The organism is Cyclobacterium xiamenense (assembly GCF_009467825.1).
Taxonomy (GTDB): Bacteria; Bacteroidota; Bacteroidia; order Cytophagales; family Cyclobacteriaceae; genus Cyclobacterium; species Cyclobacterium xiamenense.
The window spans coordinates 1-17,522 of sequence record NZ_WIOK01000034.1; the positions used below are offsets into that span (position 1 = coordinate 1).

Below are 17,522 nucleotides of genomic sequence, written 5' to 3' on the forward strand. Positions count from 1 at the left end.
TTGACAAAAAAGCAAAAAAGAGGTACTCGATTCACCAGAAAATTGTACTTTACCGTAGCGGAATTGTACTGTCGATCAGAGCAAATAATCATAAAAAAACCACGAAGGATATAGTTTCATCCTGCGTGGTCAAATTTTATTGGATTTTCCAAGAAGCCCTTTTTAATCTTCTTTGTTTTCCTTTTTAAAGACCGTACTTCTAAAATCAATGGCGGAGAGTCCTGCTCCCAAGCCTACTAAAATCGCAACGATCAGCCAAAAGGTTTGTGCTCCTGAAGCAATGGGGGAATTAAATATTTCTAATAACATACGCTAATGGTTATGAAAGCTTTTGTGATTGCAAGTTAGCATCGAAAACGAGGATAACAAAGCATAAAAATAAAAAGGAATCAAATCAGGTGTGGAGGATTGAGAAGCGACTGGTAACTTCATCGATCGTCAACCCAAACTAGATAAAATCATCTTCCTCTTCCTCTTCGTCCTCATCAAAGGGAAATCGGTCCGAAAAGTCGTCTCCCGTGTCGTCAAACCCATCGTCCTCAAAATCCATAAAAACATCTTCTTCCAGACCATGATCTTCGTCTTCGTCGTAAATCTGATCGTCAAATTCACTGCTGAATTCGTCTTCTTCGTCGAACTCGTCTTCAAAATCTTCATTCATAAGCGTCAAGTGTTAAGAAAGGCTGTTTTTTTGCGCTAATTAATGAAATTTTTATAACTAACTCAACACCTCTGTGGGAATTATTTTTTTACCACCTGAGGGAAGGGTAGTTCGTTGGTTTTCAGCCCATTCGTTTTCAAGTTGACGAACCCAGGTTTCCAGGTAAAGCAGCAGGTCTTCTTTCTTATTTTTTACCAGATGCATGCGCCGGTCCATCGGTATCAGCGCAAGAATTTCGGGGTCGGATAATCGTTCCAGATGGATAAGGTCCTCCCTGCTCAGCCCGATTCCCAGCAACTCCGAAATCATCAGATCCATGGGCAAGCCACTGCTTGGGCAATAATCGTTCAATTGCTCGCTCCAGTCCCCACTGCGTTGCATGGCAAACCGGTGAATGTCCGATTTGCTGATCTGGGTAATTTCCTGTGCCAGGTTCCCGCAATTGCAGGCTCCCATGTGGCCCCACTGATAGGGAGCACCTTTCTTTAGCTTCGAGATTGTCTTTCTAAGGGCCAGAATTAATTTAGGATTTGCTGTTGCCATGTACATTTGGTTTTACTATGTAAACTCAATTTGGCAAAAGTAGTTTTTAAAAAAAAGAATTTAATGGGAAATCGAGCCTGCTCGAAGCAGACAGGCATGACGCAAGCAGCACAGGGAGGGACGATTATCAAACGGGCGACCTGCCGGACGGTAGTCAGGGATTCTATATCCAATAGGCGGTATCCTGGCGGGCATATGGCCGCTTAAAGACACGTATAAATTCATGAACGATCAAGACAGATTTTTTCTGTATTTACCGAAAATAAGGTTGATGTATTGCTTGATCAAGGGTTTGGAAAGGTATTTTTTTACCTGATGGTATTGATTGGCCTTGATAATGTCCCGTTCGTCTATTGAACTACTCAAAATATAAATTTCCGGTTCCGACTGCACCGGTTGAAACACTTCCAAAAAGTCCCAGCCGGTCATTTCAGGCATATTCAGATCCAGGAAAAGATAGTGCGGGCCAATATGATAGATGTCCCGCAACGCATCCGTCGCATTATCGAAAGAAAACACCTTGCAGGGCTGCATGAGGTTTCTCTGAATCAGTTTTTCGGTCACGAAAATGCTGATGGGATCATCGTCTATAAGAACTATCTTAATCATTAAAATACATAAAACTGTTTTTGAAAAGCAAAATACCAGGGACAAAAGTAATTAAATAATTTCACATTAAACTTTTATTTCCCCTTTTTTTCTTTATCCTGCAGAATCCCTGATTTATAAATAGATAAATAACTAATTTTATGCCAGCTTTTCGTAAACGAAAAAGGGGCCGGTTTTATTCCACGCTAGACGGGGGGCGTAATCGGTCCGCAGCCAAAAAAAAGAAAGCGTATGAATAAACCAGATTTTGATGATATTTTCATGGAGTTGGCGGTGAGTCTTGCTCAACGGTCCCATTGCATAAAAAAGCACGTGGGGGCGGTATTGACTAAGGATACCCGGATTATTTCGATTGGATACAATGGCCCTCCCTCCGGTACCCATAACTGCGACGAGGAGTTTCCCGAGGAGGGGTGCAGCAGGGATAGCAAAGGCAGTTGCTCCCTCGCCCTGCATGCCGAACAGAATGCCATCCTCTATGCGGTAAAAAACAAAGCATCTGTGGAGGGATCTACCCTTTATGTAACATTAGCGCCCTGTTTGCCCTGCGCCAGGATCATCTATTCCATGGGAATTCAAAAAGTGGTGTACTTATATTCCTATGCCGCGTACAAAGGCATTGGCATTGATGAGGGGATTCAATTTCTTGAAAAATTTGGCGTACAAGCGGAGCAGTACAAGAAAACACTTCGTATCCCGGACCAACTGATCTAAATGTGGCAGCCCGTGGGTACCCCGCGGAAACCCTAGGTTTTGGCCCATTCATCGGGACCGATTAGGTTGACCTCTCTTTCGAGCGTGATGCCAAATTTTTCCCGGATATCTGCCTGAATTTTTTCGCTTAGTGCCACAATTTCCGACCCTTCTCCACCTCCATAGTTCACCAAGACCAAAGGTTGTTTTTCGTGGACGCCGATCGCCCCGAATCGTTTTCCCTTCCAGCCGGCTTGCTCGATCAGCCAGGCTGCGGGTACTTTGACCAGTTCTCCTAATCGAAAGCCTGGGATGGTTGGAAAGCGTTCCTTCAGTAACGAAAATTCACCAAGTGGAATGCTGGGGTTTTTAAAGAAGCTCCCTGCATTTCCAATTTTTTTTGGGTCCGGTAGCTTCTGTTGCCGGATTTTTATGACCGCCCTACTGATATTTTCAGGGGTTGCGGGAAGTGATCCCATTTCTTTTAGTGTACGTTCGATATCGCCATAGCTGGTAATCGGCCGGTGCTTTTTTGACAAGCGAAAAGCTACCCGGGTGATGATGTACCGGCCTTTCCATTTGTTTTTGAAAATGCTGTCCCGGTACCCAAAAGCGCAGGTAGCTTTGGTTATTATTTTACGGTTTTTGGTGGCAATTTCTATGGCTTCCAAATGGTCAAAAGCGGATTGTAGCTCAACGCCATAGGCACCGATATTCTGCATGGGTGCAGCACCCACCGTACCGGGGATAAGGGATAAATTTTCCAAACCACTCAGCCCCATATTTAAAGAGAAATGCACGAGGTCCTGCCAAATCACCCCGGCTCCTGCCTTGAGTAAAACAGTGTCCTCATCTTCCTCCGTTTTCTCGATTCCCTGAATGGCAATCTTCAGCACCAATGCATCAATGTCTCCTACCAAAAGAACGTTACTTCCCCCTCCCAATACAAACAGGTGCTTCCCCATTGCATCTGCCTGCGAGATTGCTTCCAAAACATCTTCCGAATTATGGGCTTCGAAAAAGAGGCGCGCTTTTTTGTCTATCCCAAAGGTATTGTAGGCGCGTAAAGAAAAATTTTCCCGTATCTTCATTGTTTATTTTATGCACGAATTACGAATTATTTGATCAAATAGAAAAAGATTCTGGTATTTTCCACAGGGCCGGGATTTCTCTGGAGCGGGTAAAGCATGTGGTAAAAAAGGTGTGATATGAAAGAAATGGTGATCAATGGCATCCGGATTCGGCCGGGGCAAACGTTAAATATCGAAATAGCTATCGCCCGGCTTCCTACGCATACTTTGATTGATTTGCCGGTATTTATTCGGAGTTCCAGCAACCCCGGCCCCACGGTGCTGATAAGCGGCGGTGTCCATGGAGACGAGATTAATGGCATTGTTACGGTAAAGCGGATGCTGGAAGAGGCGATTTTCGAGCCGAAACGCGGTACCCTGATTTTTATTCCCCTCGTAAATGTGTACGGGTTTTTGAGTAACTCCCGCACATTTCCAGACGGTAGGGACTTAAACAGGAGCTTTCCAGGCAGCAGTAAAGGCTCACTTGCCTCGCAAATTGCGTATATTTTGACCCATGAAATAATCCCTCAAATCGATTTTGGCATCGATTTTCACACCGGGGGACGCATGCTCTCCAATTTCCCCCAGGTGCGCGTGGATTTCAAAGACAAAAAAGGATTAGAGCTTGCCGAAGTATTTGGCGCCAACTTTACGGTAAACTCACCGCATATCGATCGGTCTTTTCGAAAGGAGGCGTATAAGCATAAAAAGCACATACTTGTTTTCGAAGGGGGGGAGTCCATGCGCCTCGATGAGCAGGTGATCCAGGAAGGTATCATGGGTACCGGCCGTTTATTGAGTTACCTGGGCATGATAGACGGCACCTATCCTCCGGTGAGAAGTCTCAAAATCCAAGACAGTAGCTGGGTAAGAGCCAAAATATCCGGGATTTTCAATGCGTCCGTTTCTGCGGGAGATGAAGTGAAAAAGGGGCAGGTATTGGCAAAAATATCTGACCCTTATGGACAGGTGAAGGTACCTGTCAAAAGCCCTTCCTCCGGCCACGTGATTGGAATAAACAACCAACCGGTAGTCAATGCCGGCGATGCCCTGGTTCATGTGGGAAGGACCCAGTTCGGCGTCTCGGGACCGGGCTATTGACATCATAGCGCTACTTGACCGAGAATCAAATAGTTGCAGCGTAGAATGGTAATAAACCCGGAAACATCTGATCTTCATTTAAAAAAACGGGTTTTCAGTATTTCCACAAAGTCATATTGTCCCTTTTTCTCCGGCTTGCCACATTCGCTGTTTCTAAGGTAGCCAGATGCAGGTGTTTGGGAATTAGGTGAGGTATTCCATTGGAGAGCATTCCAAGCCAATGCCGGCATCTACCTCTCTGGTAAACTGCCTGTGCGAAGAAAAATATTCCAAAAAAGACGCCTTTTTTCAGGCATTGCGGGCTATTTGAGTTTGTAAATCAGGGTGTTTTTTCCATATCCACCCCTTCATCCAGGCGAATCGTCGTTCTTGATTCACAAGCGTCCGAGGTAGTGTATACCAATTCGTGGGTTACCGGATTGCCGCCAGTACGGTGTATGGTCCAGGTTTCGGTACCAGAGGCGGGCCGGGGCAGCGATTCCGACAGACAGGCACTGGATTGTAGTTTCTGTGGGTCCACGAGTACCTCAAATGCATTACCGCTCCAATTCCTGCCCTGCATCTGTCTCTGACTACTGAGTTCGATCAATTTATTTGATTCCATTGTTGCCCGGTGTAGGTAAGCGGGTTTCAACCGGGTGGAAGAACCCTCGGGATGAAGCAAGCGCAAGGAATTCGTTAGTTCAGCTACCGTAATCTCTCCGGACAGCAGCTCGGTAAATCGAAAAACCCGCTGGCCCACTACCGCTGTTCCTTCCCGTTCGTAATCGGTAAACGTCAGCCGAAGCGTATCCCCTTCGGTAGGCGACTCCCTGCCGTATTCCAGCGTGATGGACCCTTTTCTGCCGACCGGCACCTCCGTGCAACCGGGCCGATCGTAATTCAGTGTCACGGAGAAAGCAGCCGTATCCCGGGAGATTTCCGGACATCCGGGCAGCGAATCCAAAAAGGACTCCTCGTCGAATAATGCCCACGGCTGAAAAACCAGGTACAGGTGTTCATCCAGGCTCTTGGATGCCCAATAGGCTTCTTCGCCCTCAAACGATTGATTGATCTGCAGGTCCCTGTTGACATCCGGTTGACAGGCAAACAGTACGAGTAACGAAACGTATGTGATTATTCTTTTCATGAATCCTCCGAGTTATCCGGATCTTCCTCCGAGGTGAAATTACTGAAAGTTTAATTAATTTCCATCCCCGCGTCCCAAAGCATGGAAAATTATGTATTTTGAGCTATGTAACAGTTAAAGGACATAAGATGCACTATCAGAAAGGAATGCTGGTAGCCGGAGCCCTGGAAGGGCAAGTGCTACTGGTGACCGGTGGCGGTACCGGATTGGGGGCAGCAATGGCCCGTTATTTTTTGGAGCTTGGTGCCAAGCTGGTAATTTGTAGCCGGAAAATCGAAACCTTGAAAGCCACGGCCTCGGAACTGGAGGCGGTGACCGGGGGACAGGTAGTGCCGCTTGCCTGTGACATACGCGACTATGCGGCGCTTTCCGAGATGTATCAGGAAGCGAAGGCGCATTTTGGGAAAATTGATGGGGTGATAAACAATGCGGCGGCTAATTTTATCAGTCCTACCAACCGGCTCTCACCAAATGCCTTTCACACCATTTTGGACATCGTTCTTAAAGGGACCTCCAACATGACCCTGATCGCGGGGAAGGATTGGATACAGGATGGCAAACCTGGCGTTTTTTTAAACATTGTGACGACCTACGCCTTTACCGGTTCCGCCTACGTGGTACCCAGTGCAGCCGCGAAGGCGGGCGTTCTTGCCCTGACCCGTTCACTGGCAGTGGAATGGGCGCCACACGGAATCCGCTCCAATGCCATTGCACCGGGTCCTTTCCCGACGGAGGGCGCCTGGGAGCGGCTTTTGCCGGGGCATCTGGCGGAGAAGTTTGACCCCGTTCGGCGCATTCCTTTGGGGAGGGTAGGGGAGCACCAGGAACTGGCCAATCTGGCTGCCTACCTGATTTCTCCGTATTCGGCTTATATCAATGGAGAAGTGATCACCATTGACGGGGGGGAATGGCTGCAAGGAGCCGGTCAATTTAACGGCTTTGGCCAAGTGAAAGCAGAAGAATGGGATGCGCTTGCCGCGGCAAGAAAAAAGGGCGGTTAATCCGGCGAATAATACTACCCGCCGGTCTTAACGCTTGTCTTCTTTGAATACCGGGGGCTTTTTAAACGGAAGCGCCAGCCTGAAATCCCAGGTTGGGAGTACTTTCTGTATGTTTTTCTCCTCCAGAGAGGTGGTCTCGATAAAGTACCAGTTGGCACGGTCTTCCGTACCTACGGCAATTAGGTTGCTGTCCGAAATCAGGGTCCCTCCCGGAACTTTCGTAACCAGGGTGACGGGTACAATCGCATGAACCTCATCCGCTACTTGCACGGCCTCGATTTCCTCCCCAAACTCAAGGGAAGCCAAGCGCTGACCGCGTGCTTGCTTGGTTTCCTGTATTTGTTTCAACAGCTTTTTCATGGCATCCCTACCTCCGGCTTTTTCGATCAGTGCGGGGTAGGTAAAATCCAAAAGAATCTCGTGGTCTCCGTGCAACTGGGCATAGGCATAAATTTGTCCGGCAGTTTTTATCTCTTCCCTAATCTGGTTTTGTGCGTGCAGCGATAGCATCGTTCCCCAGAAAATAATACCAAGCAGTAGTTTTTTTACCATAGCTGTACCTTTATTCGCCTTCTAAAATAGGCTTTTGAAAAGGATATTCAAGGCAAAAAATTATAAAATTTCACTGATCCACACCAGTTGCATTAAACCAGCTAAGATCTCCATTTTCCATTCCATAACTGATCTGAATGGGGTTGCAGCAGACTTCGCAGTCCTCAATGTATTCCTGTTCGGTTACACTGGGGTCGAGCAGCATGGAGATTTCGGAGAAGCAAAATGGGCATTGAAAAAAATGTTCGATTTCCATGGTAGCGGACGATTGGACAGATACAACATGTAGCAAACACCGGGCGGTAGCGGATTGTTCCGGGGGACCCAGAGCATGGGCTTTTGGGGCCAAGGCTTGTCAGGATTTTGGCAACGAGTTTCCAAAAAACCGTAGCTGCTATCAATAATTGAAGCGCGCAAAGGTATGGTGTCGGTAGGAAGGAGCAATTACAGCGCCAAAGCAGGCTGTTCCGGGTACTGGCTCCGGTGCGGTAGTAGAAATCTGGAACAAGAGGGAGCAACGATAGACAGGACCGATTAGAGACCGGTGTTACCCAGGGAGATGGTGGTAGTTTTGCTATCCAACACCCTGGCGTTTTCGCATTTTAGTATGCGGTAGGGATGCTTCTTGAGCAACTCGTAATTGTGGGTAGCCATCAAGATGGCGGTGCCCTTTTTATTGATTTCCTGGAACAAATGGAAGATACCATCCGCCACCTCCGGGTCCAGGTTACCGGTAGGTTCGTCCGCCAGAAGGATGGAGGGTTCGTTTAGCAAAGCCCGTGCAACGACAACCCGCTGTTGTTCTCCACCGGAAAGTTGGTGCGGCATCTTGGATGCTGCGCCGCCCAGACCCACGCCCATCAGCACTTCGATCATCCGGTTTTTCATCTTGATTTTATCCTTCCAGCCGGTAGCTCGGAGGACAAAATACAGGTTTTCGGCCACCGTCCGATCCGGAAAAAGTTGAAAATCCTGGAACACAATTCCCAATTTGCGGCGCAAATACGGGATTTCCTTTTTTTTCAGCTTGTCGATCGAATAACCGGCCACCCTTGCCTGGCCCATGATAAGGGGGAGGTCGGCATACAGGGTTTTTAGCAGCGAACTTTTTCCGCTTCCCGTTCTTCCGATTAGAAATACAAATTCGTCCTTTTCGATCGTAAAAGTCACGTCCTTCAATATGGTGTTGATACCCTGAAAGATACAGGCCTGCTGCACCGACACCACCGGCTCGTTCGAAAAGACCATATTAAATACTGAGTTTTTTGAGTTTGCCAAATGGCAATTCCCGAATCAATTGTTCCAGTTCCGCTTCCTTTCCTTGCAGTCCGAATTTTTCAATGTTCTTTAGCGGGCGGTCTGCCCGGAAATAGGCTACCAACACAAAGTTTTCGTCCCGGATCTGTATGTAATCCGGGATTTTTGCTTTCCCTTTTACTTTGATGATGTACATAGCCGGTATGTTTTGGTTCGTGTCAGGTGCCGTTCATTTGCGGAGAACGATTGGCGAAAAACCAGCCGATCAGGAATTTGCTTTGGCATGATCTGCCAGAAACTGAGCCAATCCCTTATCGGTAAGCGGGTGATTTAACAGGCCCGTGATTACCTTAAGTGGACAGGTGACCACATCGGCTCCCAGTTCCGCACATTTGATCAGGTGCATGGTATGCCGGATAGAGGCCGCCAATACCTCGGTTTCAAATCCGTAGTTTTGGTAAATGTGTACGATTTGCCCGATGAGATCCAGCCCGTCAAAGGCGATGTCATCCAAGCGGCCAATAAACGGAGACAGGTAGCTGGCACCCGCTTTCGCTGCCAAAATGGCCTGACCGGCCGAGAATACGAGCGTGCAATTGGTACGGATACCTTCGCTGGAAAAATACTTAATGGCCTTGATGCCGTCTTTGATCATGGGAACTTTTACGACGATCTTGTCATCTATTTTAGCCAGCTCCTTACCTTCCTTCACAATCCCTTCAAAATCGGTGGCAATCACTTCCGCGCTTACCTTGTCATCCACGATGTCGCAAATAGCTTTGTAGTGGTTTCGAACGTTCTCGTCCCCTCGTATGCCTTCTTTGGCCATCAGGGAAGGGTTGGTGGTCACACCGTCCAAAACACCCAGGTCGTAGGCTTCTTTTATTTCGGTTAGGTTTGCGGTATCGATAAAGAATTTCATGTGCGAGTAGTAAGTTTGAGTGTATGTGCCGATAAATTTACGTCAAAAGTATCAAAAAGATGGGGAGCGTAAAATAAAAAGGAAAAAAATAAGCGGCATCGCACCGCTACAACCACCTACCCTTGCTTCCTTCCGGACCTGGGGGATTTAGCGGGAGCTGGTCGTGCCGCTCAGTACAAAGGTAGGTAAATTTTCATCTCAAACAAAACTATTTTACCAGCAAGCAGCTAATTGCTTCGCTATCAAATCTTAATTTTTTGGCCGAATTATTGCCGGGTTTTGGTTGTCTCTGAGGATAACTACCTATTCTCACTAAAAATCTGTTTTGATATGATGATAAAAACATTGGCTACCCTGAGTGTAGTTTTTCTGTTGGGCGCTTGCGCCGTATTTCAGCCACGGATTCCCTACCAATTGGGCATGTCGGAAAGCAAATTTCTTCGGCAAAATAAGGAAGCGGTCATAAGTCAGTTGAACGAGAACAAAAAAGTATACCGTCTCACCAACGACGATCGCTTTTATATACTTGCGACATTTGAAAATGGGGAATTGGTGAGTCTGGAAGAAAAAGAACTGGCCCCTCAATGGCCCCGGCAGCGAATGATGGACGAAGAGTACAGGTACGACGATAATACCCAAGACGGGCAACCCGATCAGTGAATTTCCTGCAAATCAATCGCTGGAATCTCAACGGGCACCGCTAAATCCCTTTTGGGTGATTTTTTGTTTGGCACAAATCCGATTTCCAGAAACGATAATCTAAAAATTTTAGTAAGTTTGGTTGACCAATTCGCCTATCACCGACGGATGCGAATGGGTGGCGTCCTTTCATCGGGAGGTAGGGTTCCTCAAAACGGCGCGTTTTGCCGCACCGGCTTGGGTACCTAAAGACGGAAGGCAATGCACGAGGAGTAGCAGCGAACAAGGGGCTAATTTTCCTCTGGCGTTCCAGGCAAGGACTGGGGCGTATTTCCCGAAAGGTTTCAAATTCATCGTCGGATCAACTGTAAACAAATGGAAAATAACCGCAGAAAATTTTTAAAAAGATTGGGAATGGCCGGTGCCGCTTCGGCGTTGGCCCCGACCGCATTTGCCGGGCAGCCGGTACCGGATGTGGTTCGCCTGGATCGATTGTCTAAAAAAAGCGTCGATGACCGTGAATTGAAAATTGCACTGATCGGTGCCGGGATCATGGGGACCCAAGACCTGAACACCGCACTTCAGCACGAAAACGTATCGGTAGTAGGGGTCTGTGACCTATACGATGGCCGGTTGGAGGCAGCGAAAGAAAAGTGGGGACAGCATTTGTTTCTTACCAAGGACCACAAAGAGTTGTTGAAACGAAGCGATATCGATGCGGTACTGATAGGAACGCCCGACCACTGGCACAAACAGATTAGCGTGGATGCGCTGAATGCCGGAAAACACGTGTATTGCGAGAAACCCATGGTTCATTCGGTGAAAGAAGGACAGGAAGTGATCGATGCCTGGAAGAAATCAGGCAAGGTATTCCTGGTAGGAAGTCAGGGGATTTCCAGCCTTGGAAACGAAAAGGCGAAGGAATTGCTCGCCCAGGGGGCCATTGGCGACATCAATTATGCGGAGGGCTTTTGGGCGCGGCATTCACCGGAAGGAGCCTGGCAGTACCACGTGCCCGAAGATGCATCCGTAAATACCGTGGATTGGCAACGGTACGTTTCCAATACCACCGAAAGGGAATTTGACCCTTTGCGCTTTTTTCGCTGGAGAAATTACCTGGACTACGGAACGGGTATGTCCGGGGACCTCTTTGTACACCTGTTTACCAGTCTTCATTTCATTACCAATTCTCTGGGGCCGAACAAGATTTCATCCATGGGGGGACTGCGGTATTGGAAGGACGGCAGAGAGGTTCCGGATGTATTGTTGGGTATGTTTCAGTATCCCGAAAGTCAGGAGCATCCCGGGTTTAATTTGTCCCTGCGCTGCAATTTTGTAGACGGCACCAGTGGGTCCACCTATCTAAAGATTGTGGGGAGTAAGGGCTCCATGGACGTAAAATGGGACGAAGTAGTGGTCAAAACCAATCAACAGGCATCCAGTGACGATCCGTTTTTGGAGGCGCAGGCCCAAATGCGGGGAGGGGCTTCCGACCGCAAGCGTATATTGCCTCCCAATGAAATGGTGTACAAGGTTGAACCCGGATACAAAGGAGCACATTACGATCATTTTGGGAATTTTTTCCGGGCGATTCGTGAAAAGGGAACCGTGGCGGAAGATCCTGTTTTTGCTTTCCGTGCGGCCGCTCCTGCACTTTTGTGCAACGATAGTTATTTCCAGGATAAATTTATCGCCTGGGACCCGGTTCAAATGAAACTGGTGTAAACAAATTGCATGTACCACTAATTTAAATAAACTAACTAGATAATGAGAACAATAGCAAAACAGTCCGGCCTTTTGTTGGCCGCGTTGGTCGGCTTGGTGTTTACTGCCGCGGGCCAAACCTCACTTTTTAATGGAAAAGATCTCTCCGGATGGATCGTATACGGTACCGAAAAGTGGTACGTAGCAGATGGGATTCTGGTTTCCGAAAGTGGACCTGACGCAGAATATGGGTACCTGGGAACCGAGGAAGATTACAAAGATTTTGAGTTGACCGCAAAATTTAAGCAAGATCAGGATGGAAACAGCGGGATCTTTTTCCGGTCAACTTTTGAAGGAACCAAGGTGTCCGGTTGGCAGGTAGAGGTGGCACCTCCAGGCAACGATACGGGAGGGGTGTACGAGTCCTATGGTAGGGGATGGTTGATCAAACCAGATGCCGAAAAAGACAAATACCTAAAGTTTGGTGAGTGGAACGACATCAAGGTGCGGGTAAAAGGCGATCGGGTGGTTACCTGGCTCAATGGAAAGAAAATGGTGGATTTCAGCGACGAAAAAATCGGACAGGGTGAGGGGCAAATAGCCCTTCAAATCCACAGCGGAGGTGGTCTGAAAATCTCCTGGAAGGACATTGAAGTGAAGGAACTCTAAACCAATCGCAGCCGGCGCTTTTGTAGGTGTGGGCTGCTGTCGGTACAAAATAAAATAAAAAAGCCCCGAAACAACGGGGCTTTTTTTGGTAGCAAGCCTAATGTTTGACAAAAGGAAAGAACCTTTGGGGCATTTTTTGTAATTTGCGCCCTGCTAAAAGATACTATATGTCGAAATTTGATTCCATAAGACCTTTTTATGATAGCGAAGTCAACCAAGCCTTGAAGGAAGTCGCCTCCCATCCGATGATGAAGGCGATAATGAATTTTACCTTTCCGGACCAACGGGATGAAGAATGGACAGAACAATTGCTAAAGACGCATTCCATTCGCGATTTTCAAATCAATTTCATTTACCATTCCGTTCGGAAAGTATTGGATATCAGTTCGAATGGACTGACTACCTCCGGATTTGAGCAACTGGAGCCCAATACAGCGTACCTGTTTATTTCCAACCACCGGGACATCATTCTGGATACCTCCCTTTTGAATGCGACCTTGTTCGAGCATGGCCTGCTCATGACCACCTCAGCCATTGGTGATAACCTGGTAAAAAAGCCGTTTTTGCGAACGCTCTCCAAACTAACGCGTAATTTTGTTGTGTACCGGGGGCTGAGCAACAAGGCCATGTTGGAATATTCAAAGTTAAACTCCGAGTTTATCCGGGAAGCGATTTTTTCTCAAAACCGTTCCGTGTGGATCGCACAGCGGGAAGGACGGACCAAAGACGGTATGGACCTAACGCAAAAAGGCGTTCTTAAAATGCTTTCAAAAGCTTGTGAATCCTTATCTTTGGAGGAATATTTCCTAAAGCTAAAGATTGTTCCCGTATCCATTTCTTACGAAAACGATCCGACCGATGTCTTGAAGATGCCCGAGCTGCTGGCAAAGGCGCGGGAGGAAACCTATGTCAAACAAAAGAACGAAGATTTCCGAACCCTCATGAGTGGCATCATGGGACAAAAAAAGCGGATTCACATTTCCGTCGGGAAGGTCTTGGATCAGGAAATAAACACTATTTTTGAAAGAGAAAACAGTGTCAACAAGCAGCTTCAGGCATTGGTGGAAGAGCTGGACCGGGTAATTGTACGGAACTACCGACTATGGCCTACCAATTACATTGCCCTGGACCTGCTGAACCAGACCGACGAACACCGGGAGCATTATTCCGTAGAAGAAAAAGAAGAGTTTCAGGCACGCATCCGAAAAGGCGTGGAGATGGAAAATGCAGTGGCCGTGCGAAACTTTCTCTCGATGTATGCCAACCCGGTCATTCACAAAGAAAAAATGCACCTGCTGGCCCCCTAGCCGAAGGTTGCCGCAAACATCCCGCTAGAAAACTAATCGTTCAGAAAAAAATAGTAATCGTTTGAAAGAAAAATCTGTAAAAATCGGGTTGGTGCAGTTAAGCTGTAGCGCCGAACCACAGAAGAACCTGGAAAAAACAATCGCAGCGATACGAAATGCGGCTGAATCCGGAGCGCAGGTATTGTGCCTACAAGAGCTTTTCCAATCCCTTTACTTTTGCGATGTGGAGGATTACCGAAATTTTTCGCTCGCTGAGAAAATTCCCGGGCCTGCGACAGAAGAACTAGGCCGTGTTGCCAAGGAGTTGGGAGTGGTGATTGTTGCCTCGCTTTTTGAGAAGCGGGCAGAGGGCATTTACCACAACACTACCGCCGTATTGGATGCCGACGGTAGCTACCTGGGTAAATACCGAAAAATGCACATTCCGGATGATCCGGGGTATTACGAAAAGTTTTACTTCACGCCGGGGGATTTGGGGTACAAGGTTTTTTCTACGGCCTATGGCAAATTGGGTATTCTGATCTGCTGGGATCAATGGTACCCCGAGGCCGCACGTATCACCAGCCTGATGGGGGCTGAGATTCTGTTTTACCCCACGGCAATCGGCTGGCACCAATCCCAGGATGCGGCTACCAATGAAGAGCAATACCAGGCCTGGCAGACCATTCAGAAAGCCCATGCAGTGGCAAATGGCGTGCCCGTGGTGGCCGTGAACCGAACGGGGGTTGAGGGTGAGATGCAGTTTTGGGGAGGTTCCTTCGTTACCAATGCCTTCGGTAAGGTGCTGTATCAGGCGCCTCACCTCGAAGAGCAGGTGGAGGTGGTGGAAGTAAGCCTGACTCAGTCTGACGGATACCGCACGCATTGGCCATTCCTCCGGGATCGCCGCATCGATAGTTACCAGCCGATACTCAAGCGTTTTCTCGATGAAGATTGACCCCAGTTTTTTTTTCAAGGGTAGTTTAGGGAAGGATCCCATGCACCCCGCCGATTTGGGCTATTTCTTTCCGGCGGAATTTCATCCCCACGATGCCACCTGGCTAAGCTGGCCGCACAAAGAAGCCTCCTGGCCCGGAAAGATCAACGAAATCTATCCTGCCTACGCAACATTTGTTGCCTACCTGTCCAGGAGCGAGCTGGTAAACCTATTGGTTGCTGACGAGCGCATGCAGCGATTGGCAGAAGATCGATTGGCAACGGCCGGTGTAGTGGAGGAACGCATCCGTTTTCATCATTTTCCGACCAACGACGCCTGGTGCCGCGATCATGGTCCGGCCTTCCTGATTCATCCAAACCCGGACAAGAGCAAAGCGATCGTAGATTGGGGCTACAATGCATGGGGCGATAAATACCCGCCCTATGACCTGGATAACCTGATTCCAGGGAAGGTAGCCCTCCACCTGGGAATCCCCTGTTTTCGACCGGGCATTGTCATGGAAGGGGGCTCGGTGGATTTTAACGGGGCGGGAACGCTGCTCACCACGGAAGCCTGCTTGCTGCATCCCAACCGAAATCCTCATTTAAGTCGCGAGCAGATAGAAAGCTACCTCAAAGCCTATTATGGCGTCCAGCAAATACTTTGGCTAAAGGACGGTATCCTTGGAGACGATACGGATGGTCACGTGGATGACCTGACGCGTTTTGTCAGTAAAAACAAAGTCCTGACTGTGGTTGAATCCAACAAGAAAGATGAAAATTACAAGGTTTTGCAGGACAACTTAAAGCTGTTGGAATCCTTTCGACTGCTGGATGGAAGTGCTCTGGAGATCGTGGCATTGCCCATGCCCGCTCCCGTGATCTACGAAGGGGTTCGGCTGCCAGCAAGTTATGCCAATTTTTACATTGCCAATTCCTATGTGATTGTGCCTACCTTTCGGGATGCCCAGGACGAGCGGGCATTGGATATTATAGGCGCTTGCTTTCCCGAAAGGGAGGTGGTCGGCGTGGATTCCTGGGACCTGATTTGGGGGCTGGGCTCGTTTCACTGCCTTAGTCAGCAGGAACCCGCGGCCGGGGCCTTCCGGTCTAAAACGTAAAAGTCTATTCCCGACACCTGCAAAAGGAGCAGTACCCGTACAGGATTCGGCGTAGAGAAGTCCTTTCGATCTCCTGTCTGGTTGATGCATAAAAAAGCCTGCTCCGGTTTGCATCCGGAGCAGGCTTTTTTCAAAAGCAGAAAAGGATAACTGCTACCTCACTGCCAGCCACCACCCAATGCACGATACAGGCTTACCAGCCGCTGCAGCTGCAGCATCTTCAATTCGATGTATTCCAGTTCGGAAGCCAGGGAATTGGATTGGCTGTTGATCACGTCCAGGTAGTCTGCATAGCCTACCTTAAACATGGTATTGGCGTTGTCTACCGATCGCCGCTGTACCAGTACCTCATTCGTTTTTAATTGCAATTCCTCCCTCAGTGTGCGGTAGTCGTTTACCAGTCCGATCACCTCCAGGTATCCACTGAGGACGGTCTGCTCGTAATCGTACAGGGCGATTTTTTGGCGGGCTTTTGCCGATTCGTAGCTGGCTTTGATTCGGTTCCGATTGAATACTGGAGCCACCAGTCCACCGCCCAGTTGGTAGACGGCAGAGCCTGGATTCAAAAAGAGCTTGCTGAATTCAAAAGCGTTGAACCCGGCCATGCCGTATAGATTAAATGTGGGGAAAAAGGCGGTTCGCGCAATACCCACTTCCAGGTTATTGGCTTGCAGGTTTTGCTCGGCTGCGCGGATATCCGGACGCATCCGAAGCAGGTCCGAGGGAAGCCCCAATTCCAAAACCTCCGGTAGCACCGTTACCTCTGACAAGGATTGGCGCTGCACGCGTTCGGGGTAGTCTCCCGTCAGATAGGCCAGATTTAGCTCGGCTTGTCTCAATTCCCTGCGCTTGCTGATCAGAATACCTTTCGAATTGAGCATCAATGCCTCAAACTGATCGATGGACAGTTGACTCTCCTGACCGGCGTTTTTTAGGCTTTTTCCCAGTTCGAAGGCTTCTTCCTGAAAGGCAATGTTTGTCAGCAAGGTCTCAATTTCCTCGTCCAGCCCGACAATGGTGTAGTACGTGCTCGCAATTTCGGCGATCAGCCAGGTTTTGGTAAGGTTAACCATTTCCTCCGACGCCAGGTACTGGGCCAGGGCCTGCTTTTTCCGCATCTGTAGCCGGCCCCATATATCCACCTCCCAATTGAAGGTGGCGCCGAGAATAAAGTCCTGGTAAGGAACCGGGATGCGCCGGTTTTCCGGGACAGTGGGCGAGAGATTGGTATCGTCGTTTCCTACGCCATCCATGGTGAAATCGCCAAATTTTCTGACTTCCGCCCCTGCCTGCAGGTTCAATTCCGGCAGTTGGCCCATGCGGGCCCGGCTGAGTGCAGCCCGGGCAACTTCTATTTGGGCCAGCGTGCGGTTAACATCCTGGTTGCGCTCCAGACCCTTTCGAATAAGACCCTGCAGCTGTGGGTCGCTAAAAAAAGACTCCCAGCGGACAAGCGCCATGTTGGAACTATCGGCTTTCGAGTTGACAAATTCGGGGTATTCCTCCGGCGGTTGGTTGTAGGTATCGAGGAGTGGTTGGTCTACTTTGCAGGAATAGAGCCCCAGCCCGACAATAGCGAATAGCAGCAGGCAGGGGGAGATGGTGGTGTTTTTCGTTCTATGCATC

21 protein-coding genes and 1 other RNA gene are annotated in these 17,522 nt (G+C 48.6%); 9 read left to right on the forward strand and 13 right to left on the reverse strand.

Going from position 1 to position 17,522, the window contains the following annotated elements; translation table 11 throughout:
• Positions 1–162 precede the first annotated feature (162 nt).
• From GCU44_RS23130 to GCU44_RS19480, 4 genes are all read right to left on the reverse strand, one after another.
• Positions 163–309 carry a hypothetical protein gene (locus GCU44_RS23130; RefSeq protein WP_174238275.1) on the reverse strand — a complete coding sequence of 49 codons (147 nt, stop codon included), beginning with the start codon at positions 307–309 and terminating at the stop codon, positions 163–165.
• 139 nt (positions 310–448) lie between these two features.
• Positions 449–661, reverse strand: coding sequence for a hypothetical protein (locus GCU44_RS19470; RefSeq protein ID WP_154858855.1), 213 nt, complete (start codon positions 659–661; stop codon positions 449–451).
• A gap of 57 nt (positions 662–718) precedes the next feature.
• A complete protein-coding gene (locus GCU44_RS19475; RefSeq protein ID WP_154858857.1) occupies positions 719–1,204 on the reverse strand; it encodes a hypothetical protein in 486 nt (161 codons plus the stop codon).
• A gap of 231 nt (positions 1,205–1,435) precedes the next feature.
• Positions 1,436–1,813, reverse strand: coding sequence for a response regulator (locus GCU44_RS19480; protein ID WP_154858859.1), 378 nt, complete (start codon positions 1,811–1,813; stop codon positions 1,436–1,438).
• A gap of 231 nt (positions 1,814–2,044) precedes the next feature.
• Between GCU44_RS19480 and GCU44_RS19485 the strand changes: the two genes are divergently transcribed.
• A complete protein-coding gene (locus tag GCU44_RS19485; protein ID WP_092178115.1) occupies positions 2,045–2,527 on the forward strand; it encodes a deoxycytidylate deaminase in 483 nt (160 codons plus the stop codon).
• Between the two features lie 32 nt (positions 2,528–2,559).
• On the opposite strand, the gene murB is transcribed toward GCU44_RS19485, so the two are convergent.
• Complete coding sequence (gene murB, locus GCU44_RS19490; protein ID WP_154858861.1) at positions 2,560–3,597, reverse strand: UDP-N-acetylmuramate dehydrogenase; 1,038 nt, start codon at positions 3,595–3,597, stop codon at positions 2,560–2,562.
• A 117-nt stretch (positions 3,598–3,714) separates the two neighbouring features.
• Between murB and GCU44_RS19495 the strand changes: the two genes are divergently transcribed.
• Positions 3,715–4,680 (forward strand): succinylglutamate desuccinylase/aspartoacylase family protein, encoded by a 966-nt coding sequence (locus GCU44_RS19495; RefSeq protein WP_154858863.1) that lies wholly within the window; start codon positions 3,715–3,717, stop codon positions 4,678–4,680.
• Between the two features lie 319 nt (positions 4,681–4,999).
• Here the strand turns inward: GCU44_RS19495 and GCU44_RS19500 are convergent, their stop codons facing one another.
• Positions 5,000–5,809: a hypothetical protein gene (locus GCU44_RS19500; RefSeq protein WP_154858867.1), complete on the reverse strand. Its 810-nt coding sequence runs from the start codon at positions 5,807–5,809 to the stop codon at positions 5,000–5,002.
• A 128-nt stretch (positions 5,810–5,937) separates the two neighbouring features.
• On the opposite strand from GCU44_RS19500, the gene GCU44_RS19505 reads away from it, so the two are divergent.
• Positions 5,938–6,810: an SDR family oxidoreductase gene (locus tag GCU44_RS19505; RefSeq protein ID WP_092178123.1), complete on the forward strand. Its 873-nt coding sequence runs from the start codon at positions 5,938–5,940 to the stop codon at positions 6,808–6,810.
• A gap of 27 nt (positions 6,811–6,837) precedes the next feature.
• Here the strand turns inward: GCU44_RS19505 and GCU44_RS19510 are convergent, their stop codons facing one another.
• The 6 genes from GCU44_RS19510 to ffs all read right to left on the reverse strand — a co-directional run bounded on the left by GCU44_RS19510 (position 6,838) and on the right by ffs (position 9,717).
• Positions 6,838–7,362 (reverse strand): hypothetical protein, encoded by a 525-nt coding sequence (locus GCU44_RS19510; RefSeq protein WP_154858869.1) that lies wholly within the window; start codon positions 7,360–7,362, stop codon positions 6,838–6,840.
• A 70-nt stretch (positions 7,363–7,432) separates the two neighbouring features.
• On the reverse strand, positions 7,433–7,618 hold the full coding sequence (locus GCU44_RS19515) for a CPXCG motif-containing cysteine-rich protein (RefSeq protein ID WP_092178127.1): 186 nt from the start codon (positions 7,616–7,618) through the stop codon (positions 7,433–7,435).
• Between the two features lie 278 nt (positions 7,619–7,896).
• Positions 7,897–8,610 (reverse strand): cell division ATP-binding protein FtsE, encoded by a 714-nt coding sequence (locus GCU44_RS19520; protein ID WP_154858871.1) that lies wholly within the window; start codon positions 8,608–8,610, stop codon positions 7,897–7,899.
• 1 nt (position 8,611) lies between these two features.
• Positions 8,612–8,815: a fructose-6-phosphate aldolase gene (locus GCU44_RS19525; protein ID WP_092178131.1), complete on the reverse strand. Its 204-nt coding sequence runs from the start codon at positions 8,813–8,815 to the stop codon at positions 8,612–8,614.
• 69 nt (positions 8,816–8,884) lie between these two features.
• Positions 8,885–9,541: a fructose-6-phosphate aldolase gene (fsa, locus tag GCU44_RS19530; RefSeq protein ID WP_092178133.1), complete on the reverse strand. Its 657-nt coding sequence runs from the start codon at positions 9,539–9,541 to the stop codon at positions 8,885–8,887.
• Between the two features lie 83 nt (positions 9,542–9,624).
• An RNA gene (gene ffs, locus GCU44_RS19535) (signal recognition particle sRNA small type) lies at positions 9,625–9,717 on the reverse strand.
• A 154-nt stretch (positions 9,718–9,871) separates the two neighbouring features.
• On the opposite strand from ffs, the gene GCU44_RS19540 reads away from it, so the two are divergent.
• The 6 genes from GCU44_RS19540 (at position 9,872) to GCU44_RS19565 (ending at position 15,896) form a co-directional block, all read left to right on the forward strand.
• Entirely contained in the window at positions 9,872–10,201 is a 330-nt protein-coding gene (locus GCU44_RS19540; protein ID WP_241685036.1) for a hypothetical protein, read from the forward strand.
• Positions 10,202–10,555: 354 nt separating this feature from the next.
• Entirely contained in the window at positions 10,556–11,905 is a 1,350-nt protein-coding gene (locus GCU44_RS19545) for a Gfo/Idh/MocA family protein (protein ID WP_154858873.1), read from the forward strand.
• A 42-nt stretch (positions 11,906–11,947) separates the two neighbouring features.
• Entirely contained in the window at positions 11,948–12,553 is a 606-nt protein-coding gene (locus GCU44_RS19550; protein ID WP_092178139.1) for a 3-keto-disaccharide hydrolase, read from the forward strand.
• A gap of 167 nt (positions 12,554–12,720) precedes the next feature.
• The gene (locus tag GCU44_RS19555; protein ID WP_154858875.1) at positions 12,721–13,860 is read left to right on the forward strand and encodes a 1-acyl-sn-glycerol-3-phosphate acyltransferase; all 1,140 of its coding nucleotides are present in this window, start codon (positions 12,721–12,723) and stop codon (positions 13,858–13,860) included.
• A 61-nt stretch (positions 13,861–13,921) separates the two neighbouring features.
• Positions 13,922–14,797, forward strand: coding sequence for a carbon-nitrogen hydrolase (locus GCU44_RS19560; protein ID WP_092178143.1), 876 nt, complete (start codon positions 13,922–13,924; stop codon positions 14,795–14,797).
• Complete coding sequence (locus GCU44_RS19565; RefSeq protein ID WP_154858877.1) at positions 14,787–15,896, forward strand: agmatine deiminase family protein; 1,110 nt, start codon at positions 14,787–14,789, stop codon at positions 15,894–15,896. Before GCU44_RS19560 ends, GCU44_RS19565 begins: the two co-directional genes overlap by 11 nt.
• A gap of 158 nt (positions 15,897–16,054) precedes the next feature.
• On the opposite strand, the gene GCU44_RS19570 is transcribed toward GCU44_RS19565, so the two are convergent.
• On the reverse strand, positions 16,055–17,521 hold the full coding sequence (locus GCU44_RS19570; protein ID WP_154858879.1) for an efflux transporter outer membrane subunit: 1,467 nt from the start codon (positions 17,519–17,521) through the stop codon (positions 16,055–16,057).
• Between the last annotated feature and the right edge of the window lies 1 nt (position 17,522).

Coding starts and splice junctions, on each gene's coding strand:
- GCU44_RS19570 (WP_154858879.1), bottom strand. CDS start 17,521: ATGCATAGAACGAAAAACACCACCATCTCCCCCTGCCTGCTGCTATTC.
- GCU44_RS19520 (WP_154858871.1), bottom strand. CDS start 8,610: ATGGTCTTTTCGAACGAGCCGGTGGTGTCGGTGCAGCAGGCCTGTATC.
- GCU44_RS19485 (WP_092178115.1), top strand. CDS start 2,045: ATGAATAAACCAGATTTTGATGATATTTTCATGGAGTTGGCGGTGAGT.
- GCU44_RS19515 (WP_092178127.1), bottom strand. CDS start 7,618: ATGGAAATCGAACATTTTTTTCAATGCCCATTTTGCTTCTCCGAAATC.
- GCU44_RS19555 (WP_154858875.1), top strand. CDS start 12,721: ATGTCGAAATTTGATTCCATAAGACCTTTTTATGATAGCGAAGTCAAC.
- GCU44_RS19475 (WP_154858857.1), bottom strand. CDS start 1,204: ATGGCAACAGCAAATCCTAAATTAATTCTGGCCCTTAGAAAGACAATC.
- GCU44_RS19505 (WP_092178123.1), top strand. CDS start 5,938: ATGCACTATCAGAAAGGAATGCTGGTAGCCGGAGCCCTGGAAGGGCAA.
- GCU44_RS23130 (WP_174238275.1), bottom strand. CDS start 309: ATGTTATTAGAAATATTTAATTCCCCCATTGCTTCAGGAGCACAAACC.
- GCU44_RS19470 (WP_154858855.1), bottom strand. CDS start 661: ATGAATGAAGATTTTGAAGACGAGTTCGACGAAGAAGACGAATTCAGC.
- GCU44_RS19495 (WP_154858863.1), top strand. CDS start 3,715: ATGAAAGAAATGGTGATCAATGGCATCCGGATTCGGCCGGGGCAAACG.
- GCU44_RS19540 (WP_241685036.1), top strand. CDS start 9,872: ATGATGATAAAAACATTGGCTACCCTGAGTGTAGTTTTTCTGTTGGGC.
- GCU44_RS19550 (WP_092178139.1), top strand. CDS start 11,948: ATGAGAACAATAGCAAAACAGTCCGGCCTTTTGTTGGCCGCGTTGGTC.
- GCU44_RS19480 (WP_154858859.1), bottom strand. CDS start 1,813: ATGATTAAGATAGTTCTTATAGACGATGATCCCATCAGCATTTTCGTG.
- murB (WP_154858861.1), bottom strand. CDS start 3,597: ATGAAGATACGGGAAAATTTTTCTTTACGCGCCTACAATACCTTTGGG.
- GCU44_RS19500 (WP_154858867.1), bottom strand. CDS start 5,809: ATGAAAAGAATAATCACATACGTTTCGTTACTCGTACTGTTTGCCTGT.
- GCU44_RS19510 (WP_154858869.1), bottom strand. CDS start 7,362: ATGGTAAAAAAACTACTGCTTGGTATTATTTTCTGGGGAACGATGCTA.
- GCU44_RS19545 (WP_154858873.1), top strand. CDS start 10,556: ATGGAAAATAACCGCAGAAAATTTTTAAAAAGATTGGGAATGGCCGGT.
- GCU44_RS19525 (WP_092178131.1), bottom strand. CDS start 8,815: ATGTACATCATCAAAGTAAAAGGGAAAGCAAAAATCCCGGATTACATA.
- fsa (WP_092178133.1), bottom strand. CDS start 9,541: ATGAAATTCTTTATCGATACCGCAAACCTAACCGAAATAAAAGAAGCC.
- GCU44_RS19565 (WP_154858877.1), top strand. CDS start 14,787: ATGAAGATTGACCCCAGTTTTTTTTTCAAGGGTAGTTTAGGGAAGGAT.